The organism is Paraburkholderia phosphatilytica, assembly GCF_003443895.1.
In the GTDB taxonomy this organism is placed as follows: Bacteria; Pseudomonadota; Gammaproteobacteria; order Burkholderiales; family Burkholderiaceae; genus Paraburkholderia; species Paraburkholderia phosphatilytica.
Genome location: NZ_QQOA01000008.1, coordinates 212,370 through 234,769, shown reverse-complemented (window position 1 = coordinate 234,769; position 22,400 = coordinate 212,370). Strand labels below are relative to the sequence as shown.

Below are 22,400 nucleotides of genomic sequence, written 5' to 3'. Positions count from 1 at the left end.
AAACCTCGTGGATTGATCGAAAAGCGGCAGCACACCGATCCGCTCAGCCGAACGCGCCCACTTCGTGGGTGACCGCCGTCGAAATCTCCCGCACGCAGTGGTACATGCGCGACATCGGCGCAAAGACCTCGGCGTGTTCGCGCGCATAGGCTTGCGGCGCGCGCGGTCCGGACGGCTCCGCATAGTCGAACTGCGCAGCGCTATCCGCATGCTCCGGGAAAATCTCGCCGAGCCACTGCATCGCCGTCGGCAGATCGAGACCGATGATCGCGTTGTGCATCGCGTCGGCGGTGATGCCCGGCCGGGACGCGAACGCGGGGATGTGCGTCGCGCGCAGCCAGATGCGCTGGATCAGCGCGAGCCGCAACGCATGCAGCAGCGTTTCGCGCGCGCTCATCCGCGCGCGGTCGGGCCACGCGGCGCGCAACGCGAGATCGTCCGCCAGCGCGCGGCGGAACATCGCCCGCAGCGCAGCGGACGCGCCGAGACGGTCGAGCGTCGACGACACCGCGAGAATTGCCTCACGCTGTGATTCATCGCCGGTATGCGACGCGCGATCGAGCCACATGCCCGGATCCAGCGTCGCGACCACCGCGCGCAGCACTTCGATGTCCGAATGCGCGAGCGCACCGTCGACGAATTCGAGCGCCCGGCGAAAGCGCCGGCTGTCGTTGCGCATCCGCGCGAACGTCTCGGGCTGGCGTGAAGCTGCCGCGCCCAGCCCGTGCAGCGTGTTCGCGAACCAGCCCAGCTGCTGCAGGATCGCGTTGTTCGGAATCGCGCGCAGTTCGCGCGGATGGCGGATCGTCGTACGCGCCGCGGCGCCGTCCACCTGCCGCGCGGCGGGCCGCGAGCCGGTGCGATCGAGCAGCGCGGGACCGAACGCGCCCAGCATCGCCGTATAACCCGCGTCGTCCACGAGGTCGGTCATCGTCGTGCGGATCGCGCCGAAGAAGTCCGCGGCGAAGTCGGGGTCGGCATAGATCGGATCGTCGACCGGACCGACCGGCCGATGGAATGCGTGCTCCGCGAGCCTCGCGACCGTGGCGAGCGCGAGTTCACGCGTGCCGAACAGCAGATAGCCGTCGCCGCCCTGAAACGCGCTTTCCTCGCGCACGGCCAGGCCCGCGTCGTTGAGCGCATGCCGAGAGGCGGTTGGCGACAGGTACTTGAGACGATCGGTCAGCGAACGCGGATGCGCACCACGGCCGATACTCTCGCCATGCGTATCGAACAGCACGACTTCGACGCCATGCACGCCATGCCGCGCGAGCGTCTGCGCAATCTTGAGCCGCAAGCGCTCGATCAGGAAGCTCGCGGCCAGCTGGCCGACGTAGCGCCCCGAATCGGAGTAGCCGAACTGCATCGCGATCCGGCCGTGCAGCTGCAGATACGCGCGGTAGTGCGGACTGTTGAGCGCCTCGTCGAGCACGTGTGCGCCCTGTTCGAGCGCGGATTCCGTTTCGAACAGCGGACTGATCTCGATATGACGCTCAACGCCGAACCGCTTCGCGAGCCACAGCGCGGTGAGCAGCGTGTAGCCGCTTTCGGTTTCGGCGATCAGAAAGCGCACCGGCGTCGAGCTGTCGACGTGCTTGACCAGCTGCGCGACGGTCATCATCATCCGCACCGCGGTGGCCTGCTCGGCCAGCAGCGCGCCGAAGTCGACCGGCACGTCGCTCACGTCGCCGAGCGCAGCGTTGATGGCGGCGAGCATCGCGCGGCGGCGAGCGGGCGCATCGATCGAATCGGCGATATTCAGCCGGTGACGCGCCGCGTTGTGCAGCTGGCTCGCATTGAGGCGCACATGCGTATGCGCGAGCGAAAGGCCATGCGCGGCGAGACCCGCGCGCGCCACGCATAGCGCGAGCTTTTGATGTTCGGGCGCCTGGGCGATCGCTTCGTCGAACAGCGCAAGCATCGGCGCCGCCGAAACGCACGCCACCTCCCGCCCGTTCACAAGCGCCTGAGCGAAACGCGATACTGCATGCGGATCCGCCTGTGCCGGACAGGCCGCGATCTGTTCATCGACCGTCGCGATGGCTGCATTCACGCGTTGCGCGAGCCGCTGCGCGCAGGCGATCCCTTCGACCTGGCCAAGCACACGCGCGAGCTGCAGGCGCTTCATCGAAAGACGCAGCCGCAGCGTATCCCACCAGCCGATATCGGTGCGTCCGTCGGTGTCGTAGCCGACCCACGTCGACAGCACGAGCGGCCTCGGCACGAGCGTGGTCCAGCGCTCTGGCCACGTGTCGCGCGCAACCTCGAGCAATGCCGCGTTGAAGCGATCGAGCGCATCGCGGCCGTGTGCGATGGCCGCGGCGGCCTGCGCGAACTCGTCGGCAAGTGTCACCGGTCCGGGCCGATGCGATGCAAAGCTCGCGCGCTCCGCGCCGCACGCGTGCGCGGCCAGATGCCGGCCCACCTCGTGCGACAACGCGAAGGTCGGATGACCGGTGAACACCGCGGCGTAACGCGTCCGTTCGAGCTGCGCGCGAAACCCGTCCCAACGCGGGCTCATGTCAGCGCGCGACGCCAGCAGCACATTGCGGGCAACATCCGCCAACGCGCGCTCGTTCGCGTCGGTATCGACACCGCCGACATAGCGCGCGATCCGCGCCGCCCGATCCGAAAGCGCGCGGTCGCGCAGATAGCGGACCAGTGCGAGCGTCGTGTCGTCGTCCAGCTCGCCGGCATCCATCTGCCCCATCAGGTCGAACGCGATCGAGAGCACCGGATTGCCGAACGGATCGCCTTTCGCTTTCGCGCGCGTGTGTTCGACGAGCGTCAGCAACTGGTCCGCGAGCGCCGCGGGGTTCGCACACATGGATTGCCCCTATGCGTCGTGATCGCCCGGCTCGCGCTTGATCGTCGTCAGGCCGCCCGGCACCTGCAGCGTGGGCAGGATTTCCATATTGCTGATGTTGACTGCGAGCGGCGCGGCGATCGCGAACGCGATCGCATCGGCAATGTCTTCCGGCGTCGGCAGCTCGAAACCGTCGATGAACTGCTTGCGCGCTTCCTCGATGTTGCCGTGCACGTGCCCGAAAATGTCGGTTGCGACGCGGCCTGGGCAGATCTCCGTCACGCGCACCCGCTTGCCCGTCGCATCGACGCGCAATTGACGCGACAGCGCGTGAATGCCGGCCTTCGTCGCGTGATAGATCGAGTTGCCGCCGAAGTTGTAGATCGCGGCAATCGAACTGATGTTGACGATGTGGCCGCGATCGCGCGCCACCATGCCCGGCATCGTCAGCCGCACGATATGCAGCACGGCCTGCAGGTTCACTTCGACCTGCACGTCGATGTCCTCGACGTTCGCATCGAGGATCGAACCCTTGCGCGACACGCCCGCGTTGTTGACCACGATATCGAACGGCACCTTCTCGGTGAGCTTCGTCACGGCCGGCAGATCGCTGACGTCGATCGCGTGCGGAATGCAACCGGTGCGTGCGGCGAGTTCGTTCAGGCGTTCGGCATTGCGCGCGAGCGCATGCACTTCCAGCCCTTCGCGGCGGAATCGCTCGACGATCGCGGCACCCATGCCAGTGGAGGCGCCCGTCACGAGCGCGGTCTTGTAGTCGGAAAACGGCATCGATGACCTCTATCTGAACGCGGTGTATCGCAATACAAACGGTGCGATACGGCTGATTAAAAATGTAGACGACGTGAAAACACGCGGCAAAGACGGAATGGCTTTGTCACGATAAGGGTCGCTTATGGCTGGCTTGCCACGTTGCTTCCCTCATCTGCGCGACGCACGAGGTGCGACGCGCGGCTCAGCGCACCAGCTTCGATACCGGCACCACGCGGCCGCCAGCCGCTTCGATCGCACCACGCACCGCGCGCGCGAGATCGACTGCGCCTGGCGTGTCGCCGTGCAGCAGGATCGACTGCACCTGCACCTTGAGCTTGTTGCCGGTGATGGTGGTGATGGTGCCGTCCTCGAGCAGTGCCTGCACGCGCGCGAGCACCGCGGCGCGATCCTTGATCACCGCGCCTTCGAGCTTGCGCGACACGAGCGCACCCTGATCGTCGTACGCGCGATCCGCGAGAAACGTGTTGGCGGTGCGCATGCCGATGCGGTCCGCCGCGCGTTCGATCTCGGTGTTGGTCGAAACACTGATGATCAGATCCCGATCGAACTCCGCCACTGCGCGCACCAGCGGCTCCGCGAGTTCGTACGATGCCGCCGCCATGTTGCCGAGCGCGCCGTGAAAGCTCATGTGCGTGACGCGATGCCCGGCCGCCTTCGCAATGCCGGCAAGCGCGCCCATCTGATAGACGACGTAGTCCGCCAGTTCGAGCGGATCGGCCTGGATCGGCCGTCGGCCGAAGCCGACCAGATCGGGAAAACCGACATGCGCGCCTACTTCGATCTGCCGGGCCAGCGCGAGTCGTACGGTCCGGTTCATGATGACCGGGTCGCCCGCATGAAAGCCACACGCCACGTTGGCCGACGACACGATGTCGAGCATCGCTTCGTCCTCGCCCATCCGGTACGGTCCGAAACCTTCGCCCAGGTCCGCGTTCAGGTCTATTTCCACGATCCACCCTCCGTTCTTCGATCGGTACGCTCAAGCCGCCGGCGCGATTTCGAACAGCGGCTCGCCGTAGCCGACTGTCGCGCCATGCGCGGCGAGTCTTTCTTTCACCACGCCCGCCAACGACGCCACCACCGGCACGCAAAGCTCCGCGATCCGCAGCAGTCCGATCACGTCGCCGGGCCCGACACGCGCACCGATGTCGACGAGCGGCGTCTGGCTTGCGGGATGCGCTTCGAGAAACACGCCCACGGAATGCGCCGTTACGTGACTGCCCGTCGCGTTGCGAGCATCGTGCGACGCCTCCGATGCGTGAGACGACGGTGTGGCGTTCAGACGTGGCGCAATCGGTTCATGCGAGCGGACCGATGCGTCGTCATCTCCACGGTCATCCTCTTTCGCTGCCACTTTCAGCCGCACCGTCGCGCCGGGCCGACTGATCTCGATGGAACGGATGCCGCTCGCCGCCAGCCACGTCGTGATCTGCCGCAGCTCGCCGAGCTCCACGTCGAATGTCTGTGTCATGGGTCAGTGTCGGGAAGAGCGAACGAGGCCAATCAGATTGCGCACGCGCAAAAGCCATGCGTCGAGTTCTTCGAGTGCCGCGACGGCCTCCTGCCAGTTCGTCTGCACGAAGCGGATCTTCGTGCCGATGCGAGCCTGCGCGAGACGCCACAGATCGGCTTCGATCACCGTGCCGATCTTTGGATAGCCGCCCGACGGCTGCGCGTCGCGCAGCTGGATGATCGGCTGGCCGCTATGCGGCACCTGGATCACGCCGGGCACGATGCCGTGCGAACGCTTTTCGATGCTGCGCACGGGTTCGAGCACGGGGCCGGCGAGCCGATAACCATAGCGGTCGCTCTGCGGCGTGACCTTCCATCCTTCGCGCCAGAACGCTTCGATCGATTCGGGCCGGTAGCAGTCGTATTCCGCCGCGGGCAGCACGCGCACCACGGTATCGCCCGATTGCGCGGGCGGCACGCACGGTAACGGCGTCAACGAGTATTCGGGCGGCACCGTGCCGAAGCCGAAGCCGAAGCCTTGCGGCGCGATGCCTTCGGTTGCCGCGCGGCGACTCGCACCGACGGCCTTCACCACGTCGCCCTTCTGCAGCGAACGGCCTTCGTAGCCGCCGAACTGGCCGCGCAGCTGCGTGCTGCGCGAGCCGAGCACGACCGGCACGTCCACGCCGCCCGCGAGCGACAGATAGCAGCGCGTGCCGTTGGTCGGTACGCCGATGGTCAGCACATCGCCTTTGGTTGCATGCGTGGTCCACCACGGCAGCACCGGCCGCTCGCCGAGGCGCGCCGCGCAGTCCGCGCCCGTCAGCGCGAAGTCGAGGTCCTCGAGGAAGCGGATGCGGAACGGGAACATCGGAATTTCGATGGCGGCCGCGTCGTCGGCATTGCCGAGCAGCAGATTGCCGACGGCGAGCGCGAGACGATCCATCGCACCCGCGGTGCCCACGCCAAAGCGCAGGTAGCCTTCGCGGCCGTGATCCTGCACGGTAGCGAGCGCGGCTGAAGAGAGCACTTCGATCATCGCACCACCCTCTCGACGCAAAAGCGGATCATGTCGCCGGGCGCGAGCGTGGCGGGTTCGTCGCGCGACGGATCGAAGAACACCATCGACGTATGACCGATCGTGTTCCAGCCGCTCGGCCCCGCCGATGCCGACACGCCCGTCTGCACGCCGCCGATGGACACCGCCCCGCCCGGCAAACCCAGCACGGGCACCTTGCGGCGCGGTGTGGCGATGCGCGGGTCCATACCGCCCAGGTAGCAGTAGCCGGGATGGCTGCCGAGCGCATACACGGTATAGAGCGGCGCGCAATGCAGCTGCACGACGTCGTCGATGGAGAGGCCGGTGTGATCCACGACGTCCTGCAGATGCGGGCCGAAGTCGCCGCCATACACGACCGGCAGCTCGACCACCTTGCCTTCGATGCGCAGCTCACCCGCCCGGTCCCACGCGTCGCGCAACGCGTTCGCGAGCGCATCCGGATCCGCAGGCGGCCGCACGAACGTCAGCATCAGGTTGGTGACGCCAGGCACCGCCTCGCGCACGTCCGGCCACGCCGACACTTCGCGCGCGAGCGACCAGACGCGCCGTTGCGCGTGCAGATCGAGCGCGCCCGGCGCTTCGAACAGCATCGCCGTCGTGCCGAGCATGCTGATGCACAGCGGGTGTTCCGTTTCGTCGTGGTTCATCGCGGTCGTGATCTGTCCGGCGTTGCGTTGCCGGCCACCCGTCACGGTCGCGCGACGGATCGACGCGTGCTCGATGGTCAGCGTCATGCCTGCTCCCTTTCTGCGAGCCAGCGCTCCAGATGATGAATGTCCACGCCGCCCGCCCGGAAGCCGCCGTCGTCGAGCACCGACCGGTGCAACGACACGTTGGTGCGAATGCCCTCGACGCGCAGTTCCGACAGCGCGACGCGCATGCGCGTCAACGCTTCGTCGCGCGTCGCGCCGTGCGTGATCACCTTTGCGATCAGCGAATCGTAGTAAGGCGGCACGACCGAACCGCTGCTCACGTGCGAGTCCACCCGCACGCCGTTGCCGCCGGGCACTTCCCACACGCCGACGGTGCCGGGGCACGGCAGGAACGAGAACGGATCTTCCGCGTTGATCCGGCATTCGAGCGCGTGGCCCGATGCACGGATATCACGCTGGCTCACGCTCAGCGCGTGGCCCTGCGCAATGCGGATCTGCTCGCGCACGATGTCGATGCCGGACGTCATCTCCGTCACCGGATGTTCGACCTGCAGGCGCGTGTTCATTTCGATGAAGCAGAAGCGGCCGTCCTCGTACAGGAATTCGAAGGTGCCCGCTCCACGGTAGCCGATCTGCCGGCACGCTTCCACGCACCGTTCGCCGACCCGACGGATCAGTTCCGCGTCGATGCCGGGCGCGGGCGCTTCTTCCAGCACCTTCTGGTGGCGGCGTTGCAGCGAGCAGTCGCGCGAACCGAGCCACAGCGCGTTACCGTGCGTATCGCACAGCACCTGGATCTCGACGTGACGCGGATGTTCGAGAAACTTCTCGACGTAGAGCTCGGGCTTGCCGAACGCACGACGCGCTTCCTCGCGGGTCACGTTGACCGCTTCGAGCAGCTGCCCGGCCGCGCGCACGACCCGCATGCCGCGTCCGCCGCCGCCGCCCGCCGCTTTCACGATCACCGGAAAACCGATCTCCTCCGCGATCGCCATGATCGCGAGCGGATCGTCGGGCAGGCCGCTGTCAGGGCCCGGCACGCACGGCACGCCGGCGGCACGCATCGCGCGCTTCGCGGCGACCTTGTCGCCCATCGTGCGGATCGAGTCTGACGTCGGGCCGATGAAGGTCAGCCCCGCGCGTTCGATTGCGTCGGCAAAATCGGCGCTTTCGGACAGGAAACCGTAGCCCGGGTGAATCGCTTCGGCGCCGCTCACGTGCGCCGCGAACAGGATCGCGGCGTGATTCAGATAGCTGCGGCCCGGCGCCGCGGGGCCGATGCAGAGTGCTTCGTCGGCGAGCCGCACATAGCGCGCGTTCGCATCGGCCTCCGAATACACCGCGACGGTTTGCAGCCCGAGTTCGCGGCAGGCCCGCTGCACGCGAAGCGCGATCTCACCGCGATTGGCAATCAGTACCTTGTTGAACATGGTCGATCAGCCGATGCGAAAGAGCGGTTGGCCGGATTCCACTTCGCTGCCGGGTTCGACGAGAATGTCGAGGACCGTGCCGCCGTGTTCGCACTCGATCGCGTTGAACATCTTCATCGCTTCGATCGTGCACAGCACCTGACCTGCTTCGACCGTGTCGCCCAGCTTCGCGAACGGTGCTTCGCCGGGCGCCGGCGTCAGATGAACGACGCCGAACATCGGCGCCTGGATCACGTGCGCGGTGCGGCTCGCGTCGTCCTCATTTGCGACGGACGCCATGGACGCGACGGCCGACGGCTGCTGCGATGCTGCCTCCGACGCCGACGCCGACGCTGCATGCGGCGTGGCAAGCCCATCGCCCGCCAGCCGCGCGTCGCTGCCACGCTTGCCGCGCCGCTTCGACTTCACGAGCTTGACCCGCTCGTCGCCCTCGATCACCTCCAGACTCGCGAGCGGAGACTCCGCCAGCAGGTCGATCAGTGCCTTTATCTTCTGAAGATCCATCTTCGAATCCGTAGCCGGTTGGGCACGCGCCGGATGCTGACGCGCGCGAAGCGCCGCGGCCGCGACGACCGCGGCAGAGGCCCGGTCGTGTCGCCAGCTCGATGGCAAGCCTCGTCGCCCGGGCTTCTACACCGGGCGTCTGGCGATGGATTCAATGTATCCGGCACAGAAAAATTGCGCCAAGACGGTTTGGCTTTGTCGCGATAAGGCGCGCTTATGCATCCACGCTGGGCTCGACCCGCACGCCCAGCGCGAGGTCGCCGGCCAGCTCCAGCAGGATGTCCTTGACCGCCGCGGCGGGCTCGGAGAGCGGCAGATGGTCGGACAGACAGACCGACAGCGGGATCTTGATGACGGGCGACACGATGCGCGACTGCACGATGTCGCCGGCCGCGGCCACCGCCCGCGCGGTGGACTCAGGCAGGATGGTCGCGCCGATGCCGGCGCTCACCGCGGCCGACAGCGTGGACGCGGATTCGATTTCGGCAACCACGTTCGGGATCATCTGCACGCGCGCAAAACCTTCGTCGACGTACTTGCGCAGATAGTTGTACGGACGCGGCAGCAGCAGCGGCACGTCGCGCAGGCCGGTGACGGCAATCTGCTCCTGCGTGATGCCCATGCTGCGCGGCGCGACGAGAAACATCTCCTCGTTCATCAGCAGCTGGAACGACAGCCCGTGCACGGGCTTGTCGCCGTACAGCACGGCCATATCCATGCGGCCGTTCATGATCAGCTCGCTCAGCGTCGTGCCGAAGTTCTCGTTGATGTACAGCAGGATGTCCGGATGCCGCGCGCGCACCGTGCGCAGCAACGGCAGCGACAGCGCCGATGCGCCGGTGCCGGGCGCGAGCCCCACCGACACCTGGCCCGACAGCGTCTGCCCGGCGCTCTTCACGTCCGCCTGCGCCTGCTCGTACTGGCGAAGAATCAATTGCGCATGGCGATAGAGCGTCGCGCCCGCCTCGGTTGCCGTCACGCCCCGCTTCGTGCGCACGAGCAGCTGCTGCTGGAACTCGTCTTCGAGCGTGATCAGTTGCTGACTCAACGCGGGCTGCGCGATATGAAGCACTTCGGCGGCCTGCGTCAGGCTGCCGATGTCGACGATCTTCACGAAATACTTCAGACGCCGAAGATTCACGGTACTCGCACCTAAGAGCTGACGGATGGCACTTATGATAGGTCAAGCCGCGACCGGGGGACAGTCGGCAATATCCATAGCCCGTGGCAGCGCGTCATAAGCGGATGTTATTGCATCAGCGGAAAGTCATCTTGGCTTGAACTTTTTCGCGCGCTTAATGTGAAGCCTCGTCAAATGCCATCGAGGAGTCCAGTGTGAGCGCAGCGCGCATCGCCGCCCGTGTCCAGCGGATCAAACCCTCGCCCAGCAGCGCCGCGGCCGATCGCGCCGCCGAACTGCGGCGCCAGGGAAAGCACATCGTCAATCTCGTGGTCGGCGAGCCGGACTTCGACACGCCCGCGCACATCCGCCGGGCCGCAGTCGAAGCGATGGAGCGCGGCGAGACCCGCTACACCGCGACGGCCGGCACACCCGCGCTGCGCGCCGCGATCGCGGCGAAGCTGCAGCGCGAGAATGGCCTCAGCTACGACCCGAAGCACATCATCGTCACGTGCGGCGCGAAGCACGCGATCTTCAACGCGCTCGCGGTGACGGTCGAAAACGGCGACGAAGTGCTGATTCCCGCGCCGTACTGGGTGTCGTATCCCGACATGGTGCTCGCATGCGACGGCACGCCCGTCGTCGTGCCGTGCACCGAAGACGACGGCTTCAAGCTCACGCCTGCGCTGCTCGAAGCGGCGATCACGCCGCGCACGCGCTGGCTCGTCATCAATTCGCCGACCAATCCGACCGGCGCCACTTATACGTCCAGCGAACTTCGCGCGCTGGCCGACGTGCTGCTGCGCCATCCGCAGGTGCTCGTGATGATGGACGACATCTACGAGCACATCCGCTTCGACGGCGATGCCGGCCAGCATCTGCTCGCGATCGAACCGCAGCTCGCGTCGCGCACGCTCGTCGTCAACGGCGTGTCGAAGACCTACGCGATGACGGGCTGGCGCATCGGCTACGTGGCCGGCCCCGCCGATCTGATTGCCGCGCTCGACACGCTGCAGTCGCAGTCCACCAGCAACGCCTGTTCGATCAGCCAGGCCGCGGCGCTCGCCGCGCTCACCGGCGACCAGACCTTCGTGCAGGAGTCGGTGAAGACCTACCGCGCGCGGCGCGATCGCGCGCTGGAAGCGATCAACGCGATTCCCGGTCTCAGCTGCAGGACACCCGGCGGCGCGTTCTATCTGTATGTGAACTGCGGCGGCATGATCGGACGCACGACGCCGCAGGGCAAGCGCCTGGAAGGTGACGCCGACGTCGTGCTGTATCTGCTCGAACAGGCCGGCGTGGGACTCGTTGCAGGTTCCGCGTATGGCGTCTCGCCGTTCTTCCGCATGTCGATCGCGACCAGCATCGACACCATCGACGAGGGTTGCCGCAAGATCGCGGCCGCCGTCGCCGCACTCGACTGAGAGTCAGGCGGCGGTTCCGCGCATGGAACCGTCGCGCCGTACAAAGACATGCCGCGCCGCTGGGACGCGGCAGTCGGCTTAGCGCATCCAACTTCTGGTAAACCGACAAAGGGGATCTATTCGTGAAAAAACTAACCTTAGGCATACTAACTGCATCGACGATGGCCGTATCGGGTGTCGCCTGTGCGCAATCCAGCGTCACGCTCTATGGCATCATCGACGAAGCGGTGCGCTTCGATACGCATCAGAACAAGACTGGCGGCAAACTGTTCACGATGGGCAGCGGCGGCGAGATTCAGGGCAGCCGCTGGGGCATGCAGGGCAACGAAGACCTGGGCGGCGGCTATGCCGCGCTGTTCCAGCTCGAAGGCGGCTTCACGCCGAACACCGGCGCCACACAGCAGTCCACGCCCTCCGGCGCCGTGCGCCTGTTCGGCCGCACCGCCCTCGTCGGCCTGAGCAGCCCGTACGGTACGCTCACGCTCGGCCGTCAGTACACGCTCGTGCACGAAACCGGCTGGACCCACGACATCTACGCGTTCGCGAACTACACCGGCACGATCGGCTTCCAGGGCGCGGGCGAAACGGGCGGCGGCCGACTCGACAACACGGTGCGCTATACGTCGCCCACGCTTGCCGGCTTCACCGTGAAGGGCGCCTACACGTTCGGCCAGCAGGCAGGCGACTTCCACACGAACTCGTCGCCGGCGGTGAGCGTTTCGTACGACAACGGCCCGTTGAGCGTCGGCGCGGCCTATCAGATCATCAACGACATCGGCGGGCTGAATCCGTCCACCTCGGTCTATGGCAGCACGTATTTCGGCCTGACGATCCCCGACAGCTCGCAGAAGGTCTTCACGGCCGGCGCAACCTACAAGTTCGGCGCGGCCAAGGTATTCGGCTCGTATATCTACAGCCACGTGTACCCCGCCGACTACCGCAACGATTCGTTCTCGACCGCGGTGCAGTACTACATCACGCCCGCGCTCGTGCTCGACCTGCCGCTCTATGTCGACTTCGTGCATCACGCTGGCCAGAGCGGCACGCGCATCACCGGCGGTCCGACCTTCGACTATCTGCTGAGCAAGCGCACCGACGTTTATGTCGGCGTCGACTATAACCATCTGACCGGCGCATGGACGACGCTCGCCGCCGCATCGGGTACGAACCAGCCGTTCTTCGGCTACAACTCGCTGTTCGAAGCGGCAGTCGGCCTGCGCACCAAGTTCTAGGGTCGCGTTGTCCGTCTTGCCGTCATCCGGCCAATCGGGCGCTGCCAGCGTCCGATCGGCGCTTCAGCTTTCAACCAACGAGGCCATCATCATGGACGCACTCGTCATCCACGCGCCGCTCGATCTGCGCATCGAGGACCTTCCCACTCCCGAACCGGAAGCCGGCCAGCTGCTCGTGCGGGTTCGCGCCGGCGGCATCTGCGGCTCCGATCTCCACTACTTCAATCATGGCGGATTCGGCACCGTGCGCATTCGCGAGCCGATGGTGCTCGGGCATGAGGTGTCGGGCGTGGTGTCGCGCGTCGGCTCGTCGGTTGCGGACATGCCGGCCGGCACGCGCATCGCGATCAGTCCTAGCCGGCCTTGCGGGTTGTGCCAGTATTGCCAGCAAGGTTTGCAGAATCACTGCCTCGACATGCGCTACTACGGCAGCGCGATGCGGATGCCGCACGTGCAGGGCGCGTTCCGCCAGGAGATCGTGATCGACCGATCGCAGGCGCACGTCGTGGCCGATTCGCTGAGCGACGGCGAAGCGGCGATGGCCGAGCCGCTGTCGGTCGCGCTCCATGCCGTACGGCGCGCGGGCCCGATGCTCGGCAAGCGCGTGCTCGTTACAGGCTGCGGGCCGATCGGCGCGCTGATCGTTGCCGCGGCGCGGCGTGCGGGCGCGGCCGGGATCGTCGTGACGGACGTGAATACGCTACCGCTGGAAAGCGCGAAGAAAGTCGGCGCCGACCTCGCGTTCAACGTGGCCGAAACGCCGGACGCACTGCAACCGTACGCGGTCGATAAAGGCAGCTTCGATGTGCTGTTCGAAGCGAGCGGCAACGCGGCGGCGCTGCGCGGCGCGTTCGACCTGCTGAAGCCGCGCGGCATCATCGTTCAGGTCGGTCTCGGCGGCGACGTCGCGCTGCCGATGAACGTGCTGGTCGCGAAGGAGTTCGAACTACGTGGCGCGTTCCGCTTCCACGAAGAGTTTGCCGTCGCCGTCGAACTGCTGAACAAAGGGCTGATCGACGTGAAGCCGCTGATCTCCGGGGTGTTTCCGTATCAGGAATCCGTGAAGGCATTCCAGAGCGCGGGAGATCGCTCGAAGTCGATGAAGGTGCTGGTAACGTTCGACTGACGCCCGGAGTCTGCAAAAAAGCCGACGTTTGCGAAGCAGACGTCGGCTTTTCTTTCGGCCCCGGTTCGAGCCCGGTTTCGGGCTCAGTTTCAAGCGCAGGCCACTCAGTTGTTGCAGCGTCCTTCGAGCGCGTCGACGAACGCGCGGTTCCAGCGTCCTTCCTTCATCGCGCGGATCGTTTCGGCCTCGGCTTCGAGCGTCGCGCGCGCTTTCTCGATGATCTCCGCCGCGTCGGCCTGCGGAATCGCGAGCAGTCCGTCCTGATCGCCAACGACGATATCGCCTGGATTCACCACCATCCCGCCGACCGACACCGGTACGTTGATCTCGCCCGGACCGTCCTTGTACGGCCCGCGATGCGTGACGCCGCGTGCATAGACCGGGAAATCACGCTCGCGGATTTCCGCCACGTCGCGAATCGCGCCATCGATCACGGCACCGCTCACGCCGACGCTCGCCACGTAGAACGACAGGATGCCGCCGATGACCGCGTTGTTCAGATCGCCGCCCGCGTCGACCACCAGCACGTCGCCGGGACGGCAGAAGTCGAGCGCGCGCAGCCACGTGAGATTGTCGCCGCCTCGCGAACGCATCGTGACGGCCGTGCCCGCCATCGTCGACCTGGCCGGCCGATGATACGGATGCAGTCCGACCGTGCCGGTGTTGCGGTGCATGTTGTCGCTCAGCGCGGACACGGGAATGGAGCGCAACGCCTCGATCAGCGTGTCGGGGGCTTGTGTGGCGGAGGGGTTCTTTCGGATGGCTTTGTACATGTCGGTCGCGATCTCGCAGCGTGGTGTGCAGAAGTTTGGCGGAGCGTTACGCGTATAACAGTACGAGCCTCGCCGCTCCCGCGCCAAGACAGGATTGATCTGATGCGATAGCGAAGACTTATATCGTCGCGCGCATCAGGACCCTGCATCGTGACCCCGCATCACGCCCCCTAAGCGCCGCCAGGCTCGGGCCCGATCCCGCTCGCGTTCCCCGCGGATTCCACCATCCACACGAACCGCTCCATCTTCGTCTGCCCCATCTGCTGCGACGTGAGCCGCGAATCGACGAGGCTCACCACCACGAGATCGAGCGACGGCACGACCACCGCGTACTGACCGAGATGACCATCCGCCCAGAAGGTGGTTCTCAGCAGATTCGCTTCCGGCCCGCGCGCACCGCTTGCCGGCGAGCTCGTCCACCACATGTATCCATAGCCGCCCGTCGGCGTGTTCGAATATGAATGCGTCGACTCGGCTACCCATTGCGCCGGCACCACTTGCTGATCGCTCCAGCGGCCATCGTGCAGGAACAGCAGCGCGAAACGGGCGAAGTCGCGCGCGCTCAGGTTGAACGGATACGCTGGATAGCGCGTGGCCAGACCGCCGGATACGTAGTGTCCATCGGATGGCCGGTAGTCCTGCATACCGATCGGGTCCGCGATCTCCGTCTTCACCGCACTGAAAATATCGTTGCCGGTGGCCTGCCGGTAGATCGCGCCGATCGTGTTGAAGTCCCAGTTGTTGTAGTACCAGAACGTGCCCGGCGGATGACTGTAGCGTGCCGGCTTTTTCGCCTGCATTGCGGCCGTCTCGTACACGGTTGGGTGATAGACGCCCGAACGCGCCTCCAGCAGCATCCGCACGGTGGCCTGCTTTTCGGTTGGCGAAAGGGATGGCGCATCGTCGTCGATACCGAGTTGCGCGAGCGTATCGTCCGGATGGATCTGGCCTCGCGCGACCGCGATGCCGACCAGCGCGCTCACGAAACTCTTGCGCGCCGAGTGCAGGTTCGATTTCCGGGCCACGTCGCCCCACTGCGCGACCACCAGCCCATCGTGGACGATCATGCCGGACGTCGAGCCCTGCTGTTTCGCGTAGGCAACGGCCGCATCGACACCCGCTTGCGAAAACCCCTGCGTGGCGGGCGCAACCTGCGTCCATTCGGCACCGGGAAACGGCGATTGCCGATCACCCGTTGCGTTAGCGACGCTCGCGGGGGGCTGTCCGGAAGACGTGCACGCGGCAAGCGTCAACGCGAGGCCGGCGGCAATCGATAGCAGGGGTAACGCACAGGGAACACGGCGTAGCGGATGCATTGACGGCCTCCTTCACCTCATCCTTGATAGACCCGGAGCGCTCCACACGTCACGAAGCGCCCGCCCTCGTCCATCGGGAAACGATGCAAAGACCGGTCGCGTTGACCGGCAGACCCGCGTCAACCTTTACCGCGATTTACCGTGCGTTACGGACAATGAAGGCATCGCCCGCCTGCATCGCGAAGCGGCTCTCGCGATGCGCGTCGTCGACGAAATCCGCGCAGATGCCGGCAGCGAGCGGCCGCGCGAAAAAATAGCCCTGAAAGCGGTGGCAGCCTAGCGCCGAGAGACTCTTCAACTGACGCTCGGTTTCCACGCCTTCCACCACCAGCAGCAGATTGAGCGTGCGGCTCAGCTCGGCAATGCTGCGGATGATGTGTTCGTTCACGCTGCCGGGTTTCACGTCCGCGAGCGACCGGTCGATTTTCACGGTATCCAGCGGCAATTCGCGCAGATAGTGCAGCGACGTGTGCCCCATGCCGAAGTCGTCGAGCGCGATCTTGACGCCCGCTTCGCGAAGCCGTCGCAGATTGCCGATCGTGTTCACATCCGGCAGCAGCACGGTGGATTCCGTGATCTCGAGTTCGAGCAGCGTGGGCGACAGCTGCTCCCGGTGCAGCATGTCGATCACGTCGTCGTGAAAGCGCGGGTTGGTCAGCTGACGAGGCGACAGATTCACGGCTATCGTGAAGTCGTCCGGCAATCTGTCGCGCCACGCAACGCGTTGGCGGCACGCGAGCGTCAGCACACGCATGCCGAGCCGGTCGATCTGGTCGACGTCGTCCGCGAGCGCGATCGTGACAGGCGGCGGCACGCGGCCCAACGAAGGATGCTCCCAGCGCAGCAACGCCTCGGCGCCGAACACCCGCCCGGTGCGCGAATCGATCTGCGGCTGGAACTCCAGAAACATCTGCCGTTCCGCATCGACCGCGCTGTGCAGATCGCTCGCGAGCGCCATCGCCATGCGGCCCTCTTCGCCCGGCAGGTCGAGGCAGCGCTTGAGCTTCTGGCCGCCATCCGGAGACTCGGTCACGCGCAGCAGCGATGCCAGCACGTCCTTGCCTTTCCTGCGCGCCAGATCTTCCGCAATGCGGACGAACGGAATGTAGATCAGCGTGCCCGCCGCGAGCGCGAGCAACTGCACCAGCACGCCCGCGAACGACCCGGTTGCCGCATAACCGCTGTAGAGCGCAGGCGTCGTCCATACGACGCTGTAGCCAGCCTTCGGCATCAGGTGCGCGACGATCGCGAGCCACGCAATCAGCACCTGCACGCACGGCGCGAGAATGAACGGAATCGCGTAGACGGGATTGAGCACCAGCGGCAAGCCGAACAGCAAGGGTTCGTTCACGTTGCAGAGCGCGGGCACCAGCATGAAGAGCGCGAGCTTGCGGCCATGCCGCGTGCGCCCGCCTGCCAGCAACGCGACGATCAGGCTCAGCGTGCCGCCGGACCCGCCCATGCGCGCGAAGACCGAAAAGAAGTCGAACGTGAAGATGAACGGCGGCGTGGCGCCGCTCGCGAGTGCGCGCACGTTCGCGTCCGCTGCGGGCGCGAGCACGTGCTGCTGGATCGCGTACAGCGCGTTGGGACCATGAATGCCGAAGAGCCACAGCACCTGGGTCGCCGTCTCGTACGCGAGACCGAACACGAGGCTGTTGGAAAGCTGCGTGACGGGCGAAGCGACGAGCGCGTTCTGCACGGTCTGCAAGACCGGAAACCACACCCACACCAGCATCGCCTTCAACACCACGAAGCACAGCACAGTGACCATCGCGGCCGGCAGCACGGTAAACACGTCGCCCACCAGCGTGTCGTTGCTGATCCGGTTGAACGGAATACGCAGGTAGCGGACGCTGCAGAGCCTGAGAAACAGGCTGCCGCTGAGAATCGCGATCAGCAGCGCCTGGAACAGCCCCTGGCCGATGGACAGCGACGCCATCAGGCTGGCGCTGCTGTTCGGACTAACAGGCGCGACGATCGTGAAGAAGCAGGACAGCGCAACGACGACGGTGATCGTCGGGTCGACGAAGCGGTATCCCACACGCTGGTTGTGAAGCTGCGTGAGCGCGTACGCAAACCCAAATAGTGCAACCAGCGACCCGATGCCGAAGGTCCCGGCGATCACGCTGTCGCACAGATAGTCGAACTGCGGCCCGAACAGCTGCGAGGAAAGACGGCTGATCGCCGCGGTAGGCGGATAGCGCAGCAGCAGCGTCAGCGCGCCGGTCATGATGAGCGGAAGCGGCAGGGCAAGCCCGCGCCGGATCGCGATCGTGAGCGGCATCCGGTCGATGCGTTCCGCTATGGCAAGCAGGCGGATCGAGCGCGCTGGGGTTTCATCGGTCATCGGCTTCGACATGCGGTCGGGTTGGGGCGACACAGGATGGCGCGCGGGATGCGACCCTGCACTAAGTCCGTGTGTTTACGGTCGCATCCTGCGAAGTCTGAAGGACCCGATACGTAGGGATCGCCTGAAATGGCCATCGGAACCCACGCGTCGATGCAACCGCAACGGTGTGCGACTATGCCACACAACTTCCATCGCGCCGCCCGATGAAACCCCGCCGTAAGGAGAACACCCTGCGTGCCGACCGGTCTGTCGTCACTCGCGGGAAGCGCGTATCAACGACAACGGGGCCCGGCAATCACGCCGGGCCCCGCTCAACCTCATCACTTCGGCGGACTGCTTAAACCGCGTTGGCCGCCGTGAAGTTCTTGTACGCCGCGTACGACGATTTGTGCGTGACGCCATCCGCCAGCAGCACGCCGAAGTCGTCGCCGCCGCCCATGTCGATCAGCTCGTACATGAACACCGCCTGCAGGTTGTACGTGTTCCGCAGCGAGTAGTACTCCTTCAGCGTGTTGCTCACGTACGCCGCCTGGTTCGCCGCGGTGTCGCCGGTGTAATAGCCCCACTCCGTGATCCAGATCGGCTTGCCGAACGAGGTCGCGAGAATCTGCAGCACGTTCGTGAGACCCTGCGAGCCCGCACGCACGATGTCGCCGGACGTCTCGTACCAGTGGTACATCGTGACGTCCCATTGCAGTGGCGTGGCGCCCGAGGTCGGCGTGGCCGTGCCGTTCGGCGTCTGGCCGTTCCACAGCATCTGCAGCGCCGTGTAGTCGAGCGGAATGCCCACGTTCACGCCGCACTTGATAGTCGGGTCGACCGACTTCACGCCGTCGATCATGCCGCGGATCACGCCGCGGAACGCCGGCCAGTACGCCGGGTTGTAGTCGGCCGGCGAGTTGCCCGCGCCCGTCGATTCCACGCCGTTCGCGTCCAGTTCGTTACCGCACTCGATGACGCTCACGAGGCCCTTCAGCACCTGCGCGATCGATTGCGCGAGCTGGTAGCCGTACGCGTACGACGTGCTCTCCGACGAGGTCTGATCCCAGTTCATCGGGTTGATACACGGCAGGATCGAAATGCCGCTGCCCTTGAACGCGCCGTTCAGTGCGTTGGCAACCGTCTGCGCCATGCCGGAGTCCGCGACGTCGGCGCGATAGTTGGTCACGCCGAGGTCCTGCAGGATCGCGACCTGCTGCGCGGCCGTCATCGTCTTGTAGATGCCCGAGGTCCACGCCATGTGGCCGTTCATGCCGTAGAACAGCGCGCTGCTTGCCGCCGCGTTCGCCACCGTCGACGACGTCGCGTTACGCGGGTCGCTCGATGCGCTCCACACATTGGCCTGGTTGATGTACCAGTGGCCGCTCGCGTCGCACGCGTAGATCGTGTGGTTCCAGTACAGCACGAGCGACGCGGCGACCGGGCAGCCGGTGTTCACGCCGTTGCGCAGCACCGCACCGTTCGACAGCGTCCAGGGGATGCTGACGCCGTCGGTGATCGCGCTCGACGGCGGCACGGTCGTGCCCGACGCCGATTCGCGCGGGTCGTACGTCGAGAGCCAGGAGCCAGCCTGATTCACGTACCAGAGGCCCGACGCGTCTTCCGCGTAGACCGTGTGGTTCCAGTACAGGATCCACGATGCGAGCACCGGGCAGTAGGTGTTCACGCCCTTGCGGTACACCGTGCCCGCGTTGAGCGTCCAAGCCACACCGTTGCCGTCGATGAGGCTCGCGGCCGGCGGCACGATGGTGCCCTGCGAGGATTCGCGCGGGTCCTGGGTCGCCGACCAGACGTTGTTCTGGTTGATGTAGAACGCGCCCGCGGAGTTCGCCGCGTAGATCGTGTGGTTGTAGTAGAGGATCAAGGTCGCCGTCACCGGGCAGCCCGTGTTCGCGCCCGCGCGCAGCACCGCGCCGCTCGACAGCGTCCACTTCACCAGATTGCCGTCAACGATGTACGACGCGGATGGCACGGTCGTGCCCGACGCCGATTCGCTGAGCGTTGCGGTTGCCGCTGCGCGCTGTGACATCGAAGCATTGGCCGTCGAGGTGCCCGTGCCCGTCACGCTGCTGCCCGTCGAACCGCCGCCGCACGCTGCCAGCACTGCGCTGCCCGCACCGGCGAACAGCCCGGCGAGAAAGCGGCGGCGCGTGGCCAGCGAGTTGTCCGACGATACTGCGCCACGCATTCCCACGCGTGCGGGCGGAACCGCGCCACCCGTTACCGCCACTGCGGCGTTCTTACCTGCCTTGACCTCTGCTCCCACCGTCCCTCTCCCGATAATTACCGAACGGGGCGCAGTATAAATACGATTATTGCGATTTTTTACCGATTTTTGAATTCATCTGAAAAAAGTAACGAAAATCTCAGGAAAAAGAACATCGCGAAACGTTATTTTTTCGGGAAAAGTGACTGCAAGATCTTCTAAATTTCGTCTAAGCAATTGATTTGTATAATCAAATGCACGTGCACTCGTTTTGTCTCGTGGAATAGTCTGGCTTTATGTCAGAAAAATACTCCTTTCCAATTCTTGATTTTTATTCGGTAAATTACACGTAACTAATTGTAAATACGAGACGTATCAGGTGAAACCCGGAAGGTTTAACCGACTGATATGCGGGTGATTGCGGAAATGGTGGAATTGGGGCGGGCAGTCGCCCCGGAGAGATCGGAAACAATGGTCGCCGCCCGCGGACGAGCGGTCAGATTTTCCCGCGCTACCGAATCCGCCTCGCGACATCCTGCAACTGCAGGAACGCACTGAAGCGCGCGTCGTGTACCGCGGCAACGGCGCCTGCGTCGGGCGCATAGACGGTGCTGATGCGCGACATGCCGGTCATCGCGGAACGCACGTCGCGGGACAGTCCGCCTGCCACGCTCCCCAGCATCGCCGCGCCGAGCAGCACGGGCTCGTCGGCCTCGGTGGCCAGCACCGGTTTGCCCGTCGCATCGGCAAGAAGCTGGCGCACGAGATCGAGCCGCCCCGCTCCGCCGCTGATCACTATGCGCTCGATCGGCGCGCCGGCGCGCGCCTGCGCATCGATGATCTGCCGCAAGCCGTAACCGATGCCGCAGATGCCGGCGATGTACAGCGCGACCAGGCTGTCCATGTCGGTTTCCATGCCGAGCCCCACAATCGCGGCTCGCGCGTTGGGATCGGCGAACGGCGCGCGGTTGCCGAGAAATTCCGGCACGACGTGCAGACCGTCCGCGAGCCGGACCGCGGCGGACAATCCATCCGTTACCTGTGCCGCGAGACTCGCGAGCATCGCCGGCAGCGACTGCCCTTCGCTCTCCGCGCGGCGTTGCGCTTCGGGCGCGAGCGGATGCATCGACAGGAGCCGCTCGATCGCAGCGCCCGCCACCGACTGGCCACCTTCGTTGAGCCATGCTTCCGGCACCATCGCCGAGAAGTACGGCCCCCACACGCCGGGCACGAACACGGGATCGCGGGTCGTGGTCATCGTGCACGACGACGTGCCGAACACATACGCGAGACACGACTCGGGTTTGCCGTCGGCGCCGACCGTGCCGATGCCACCGGCGTGCGCATCGATCGCGCCCGCGGCCACCGGCGTTCCTGCTGCGAGGCCGAGTTCCGCCGCGGCCTGCTCGGTCAAGCCGTTGCCGAGCCGCGTACCCGGCTCGACCGCCCGTTCACCGATGCGCTTGAACGCCTCGTCGGCGAGCACGCCGAGACCGACCGCGCGGAAGTAGCTGTCGTCCCAGCGCCGCTCATGTGCGAGATAGGTCCATTTGCACGTGATCGTGCAGGTGGAGCGCGCGAGATCGCCGCTCGCGCGCCACGTCAGAAAATCGGTCAGGTCGAAAAACTGCCATGCCGATGCGAACACGTGCGGCCGGTTTTCGAGCAGCCAGAGCAGCTTCGGCGTTTCCATCTCCGGTGAGATCCTGCCGCCGACGAATTTCAGCACGGCGTGACCCATTTCGTTGATGCGTTCCGCCTGCCCGACCGCGCGATGATCCATCCACACGATGATGTCGCGCTCCGGCTGTTCGGATGGCCCCACCGGCAGCGGCGCACCGCCCTCGCCCAGCACCACCAGCGAACAGGTTGCATCGAAGCCGATGCCGGCAACCTGCTCCGGCCGTATCGCGGCCTGCGCCAGCGCTTCTCTCACAGCGTGACAGACCGCGCGCCAGATCTCGCTGCTCGACTGCTCGACGATCGCGCCGCTTGCATGGAACAGCGTGATGTTGTGCTTGCCGGTGCCCACCATGCGGCCGGCGGAATCGAAAATGCCGGCGCGCGCGCTGCCGGTGCCGACGTCCACGCCGATTACGTAACGCGTGCCTTGCACTGGATCGGCGTTCGTGCTTTCAGAAGTCATGGTCGCA

At 65.7% G+C, this 22,400-nt stretch carries 17 protein-coding genes; 3 read left to right on the top strand and 14 right to left on the bottom strand.

The features are described 5' to 3' along the window. Nucleotides 1-43 precede the first annotated feature (43 nt). From DVS29_RS11390 to nac, 9 genes are all read right to left on the bottom strand, one after another. Nucleotides 44-2,827: a phosphoenolpyruvate carboxylase gene (locus tag DVS29_RS11390; RefSeq protein ID WP_118180558.1), complete on the bottom strand. Its 2,784-nt coding sequence runs from the start codon at nt 2,825-2,827 to the stop codon at nt 44-46. Nucleotides 2,828-2,836: 9 nt separating this feature from the next. Continuing rightward, nucleotides 2,837-3,595 carry an SDR family oxidoreductase gene (locus DVS29_RS11385; protein WP_118180557.1) on the bottom strand — a complete coding sequence of 253 codons (759 nt, stop codon included), beginning with the start codon at nt 3,593-3,595 and terminating at the stop codon, nt 2,837-2,839. A gap of 184 nt (nt 3,596-3,779) precedes the next feature. Then, nucleotides 3,780-4,547: a LamB/YcsF family protein gene (locus DVS29_RS11380; protein ID WP_118180556.1), complete on the bottom strand. Its 768-nt coding sequence runs from the start codon at nt 4,545-4,547 to the stop codon at nt 3,780-3,782. 30 nt (nt 4,548-4,577) lie between these two features. Beyond that, nucleotides 4,578-5,069, bottom strand: a complete 492-nt coding sequence (locus tag DVS29_RS11375; protein WP_118180555.1) for an acetyl-CoA carboxylase biotin carboxyl carrier protein — start codon at nt 5,067-5,069, stop codon at nt 4,578-4,580. Nucleotides 5,070-5,072: 3 nt separating this feature from the next. Continuing rightward, complete coding sequence (locus DVS29_RS11370) at nt 5,073-6,089, bottom strand: 5-oxoprolinase subunit C family protein (protein WP_118180554.1); 1,017 nt, start codon at nt 6,087-6,089, stop codon at nt 5,073-5,075. Continuing rightward, entirely contained in the window at nt 6,086-6,757 is a 672-nt protein-coding gene (pxpB, locus tag DVS29_RS11365; protein ID WP_240655551.1) for a 5-oxoprolinase subunit PxpB, read from the bottom strand. The genes DVS29_RS11370 and pxpB overlap by 4 nt, the downstream gene beginning before the upstream one ends. An 83-nt stretch (nt 6,758-6,840) precedes the next feature. Next, entirely contained in the window at nt 6,841-8,193 is a 1,353-nt protein-coding gene (gene accC / locus DVS29_RS11360; protein ID WP_118180552.1) for an acetyl-CoA carboxylase biotin carboxylase subunit, read from the bottom strand. A 6-nt stretch (nt 8,194-8,199) separates the two neighbouring features. Then, entirely contained in the window at nt 8,200-8,697 is a 498-nt protein-coding gene (gene accB, locus DVS29_RS11355) for an acetyl-CoA carboxylase biotin carboxyl carrier protein (protein ID WP_118180551.1), read from the bottom strand. Nucleotides 8,698-8,911: 214 nt separating this feature from the next. Further along, nucleotides 8,912-9,838: a nitrogen assimilation transcriptional regulator NAC gene (nac, locus tag DVS29_RS11350; protein ID WP_118180550.1), complete on the bottom strand. Its 927-nt coding sequence runs from the start codon at nt 9,836-9,838 to the stop codon at nt 8,912-8,914. Nucleotides 9,839-10,032: 194 nt separating this feature from the next. Between nac and DVS29_RS11345 the strand changes: the two genes are divergently transcribed. The 3 genes from DVS29_RS11345 to DVS29_RS11335 all read left to right on the top strand — a co-directional run bounded on the left by DVS29_RS11345 (nt 10,033) and on the right by DVS29_RS11335 (nt 13,599). Further along, the gene (locus DVS29_RS11345; RefSeq protein WP_118180549.1) at nt 10,033-11,241 is read left to right on the top strand and encodes an aspartate transaminase; all 1,209 of its coding nucleotides are present in this window, start codon (nt 10,033-10,035) and stop codon (nt 11,239-11,241) included. Nucleotides 11,242-11,402: 161 nt separating this feature from the next. Beyond that, nucleotides 11,403-12,473 carry a porin gene (locus DVS29_RS11340; protein ID WP_118180548.1) on the top strand — a complete coding sequence of 357 codons (1,071 nt, stop codon included), beginning with the start codon at nt 11,403-11,405 and terminating at the stop codon, nt 12,471-12,473. A 91-nt stretch (nt 12,474-12,564) separates the two neighbouring features. Further along, nucleotides 12,565-13,599 carry an L-idonate 5-dehydrogenase gene (locus DVS29_RS11335; RefSeq protein ID WP_205962433.1) on the top strand — a complete coding sequence of 345 codons (1,035 nt, stop codon included), beginning with the start codon at nt 12,565-12,567 and terminating at the stop codon, nt 13,597-13,599. Between the two features lie 104 nt (nt 13,600-13,703). Here the strand turns inward: DVS29_RS11335 and DVS29_RS11330 are convergent, their stop codons facing one another. From DVS29_RS11330 to DVS29_RS11310, 5 genes are all read right to left on the bottom strand, one after another. Further along, on the bottom strand, nt 13,704-14,372 hold the full coding sequence (locus DVS29_RS11330; protein WP_118180547.1) for an RraA family protein: 669 nt from the start codon (nt 14,370-14,372) through the stop codon (nt 13,704-13,706). Nucleotides 14,373-14,542: 170 nt separating this feature from the next. After that, nucleotides 14,543-15,688: a serine hydrolase domain-containing protein gene (locus DVS29_RS11325; RefSeq protein WP_118180546.1), complete on the bottom strand. Its 1,146-nt coding sequence runs from the start codon at nt 15,686-15,688 to the stop codon at nt 14,543-14,545. 136 nt (nt 15,689-15,824) lie between these two features. Then, the gene (locus DVS29_RS11320) at nt 15,825-18,038 is read right to left on the bottom strand and encodes a PTS sugar transporter subunit IIC/EAL domain-containing protein (RefSeq protein WP_118180587.1); all 2,214 of its coding nucleotides are present in this window, start codon (nt 18,036-18,038) and stop codon (nt 15,825-15,827) included. Nucleotides 18,039-18,378: 340 nt separating this feature from the next. Beyond that, complete coding sequence (locus DVS29_RS37810) at nt 18,379-20,229, bottom strand: glycosyl hydrolase (RefSeq protein ID WP_240655545.1); 1,851 nt, start codon at nt 20,227-20,229, stop codon at nt 18,379-18,381. Nucleotides 20,230-20,758: 529 nt separating this feature from the next. After that, a complete protein-coding gene (locus DVS29_RS11310) occupies nt 20,759-22,393 on the bottom strand; it encodes an FGGY-family carbohydrate kinase (protein WP_118180545.1) in 1,635 nt (544 codons plus the stop codon). Between the last annotated feature and the right edge of the window lie 7 nt (nt 22,394-22,400).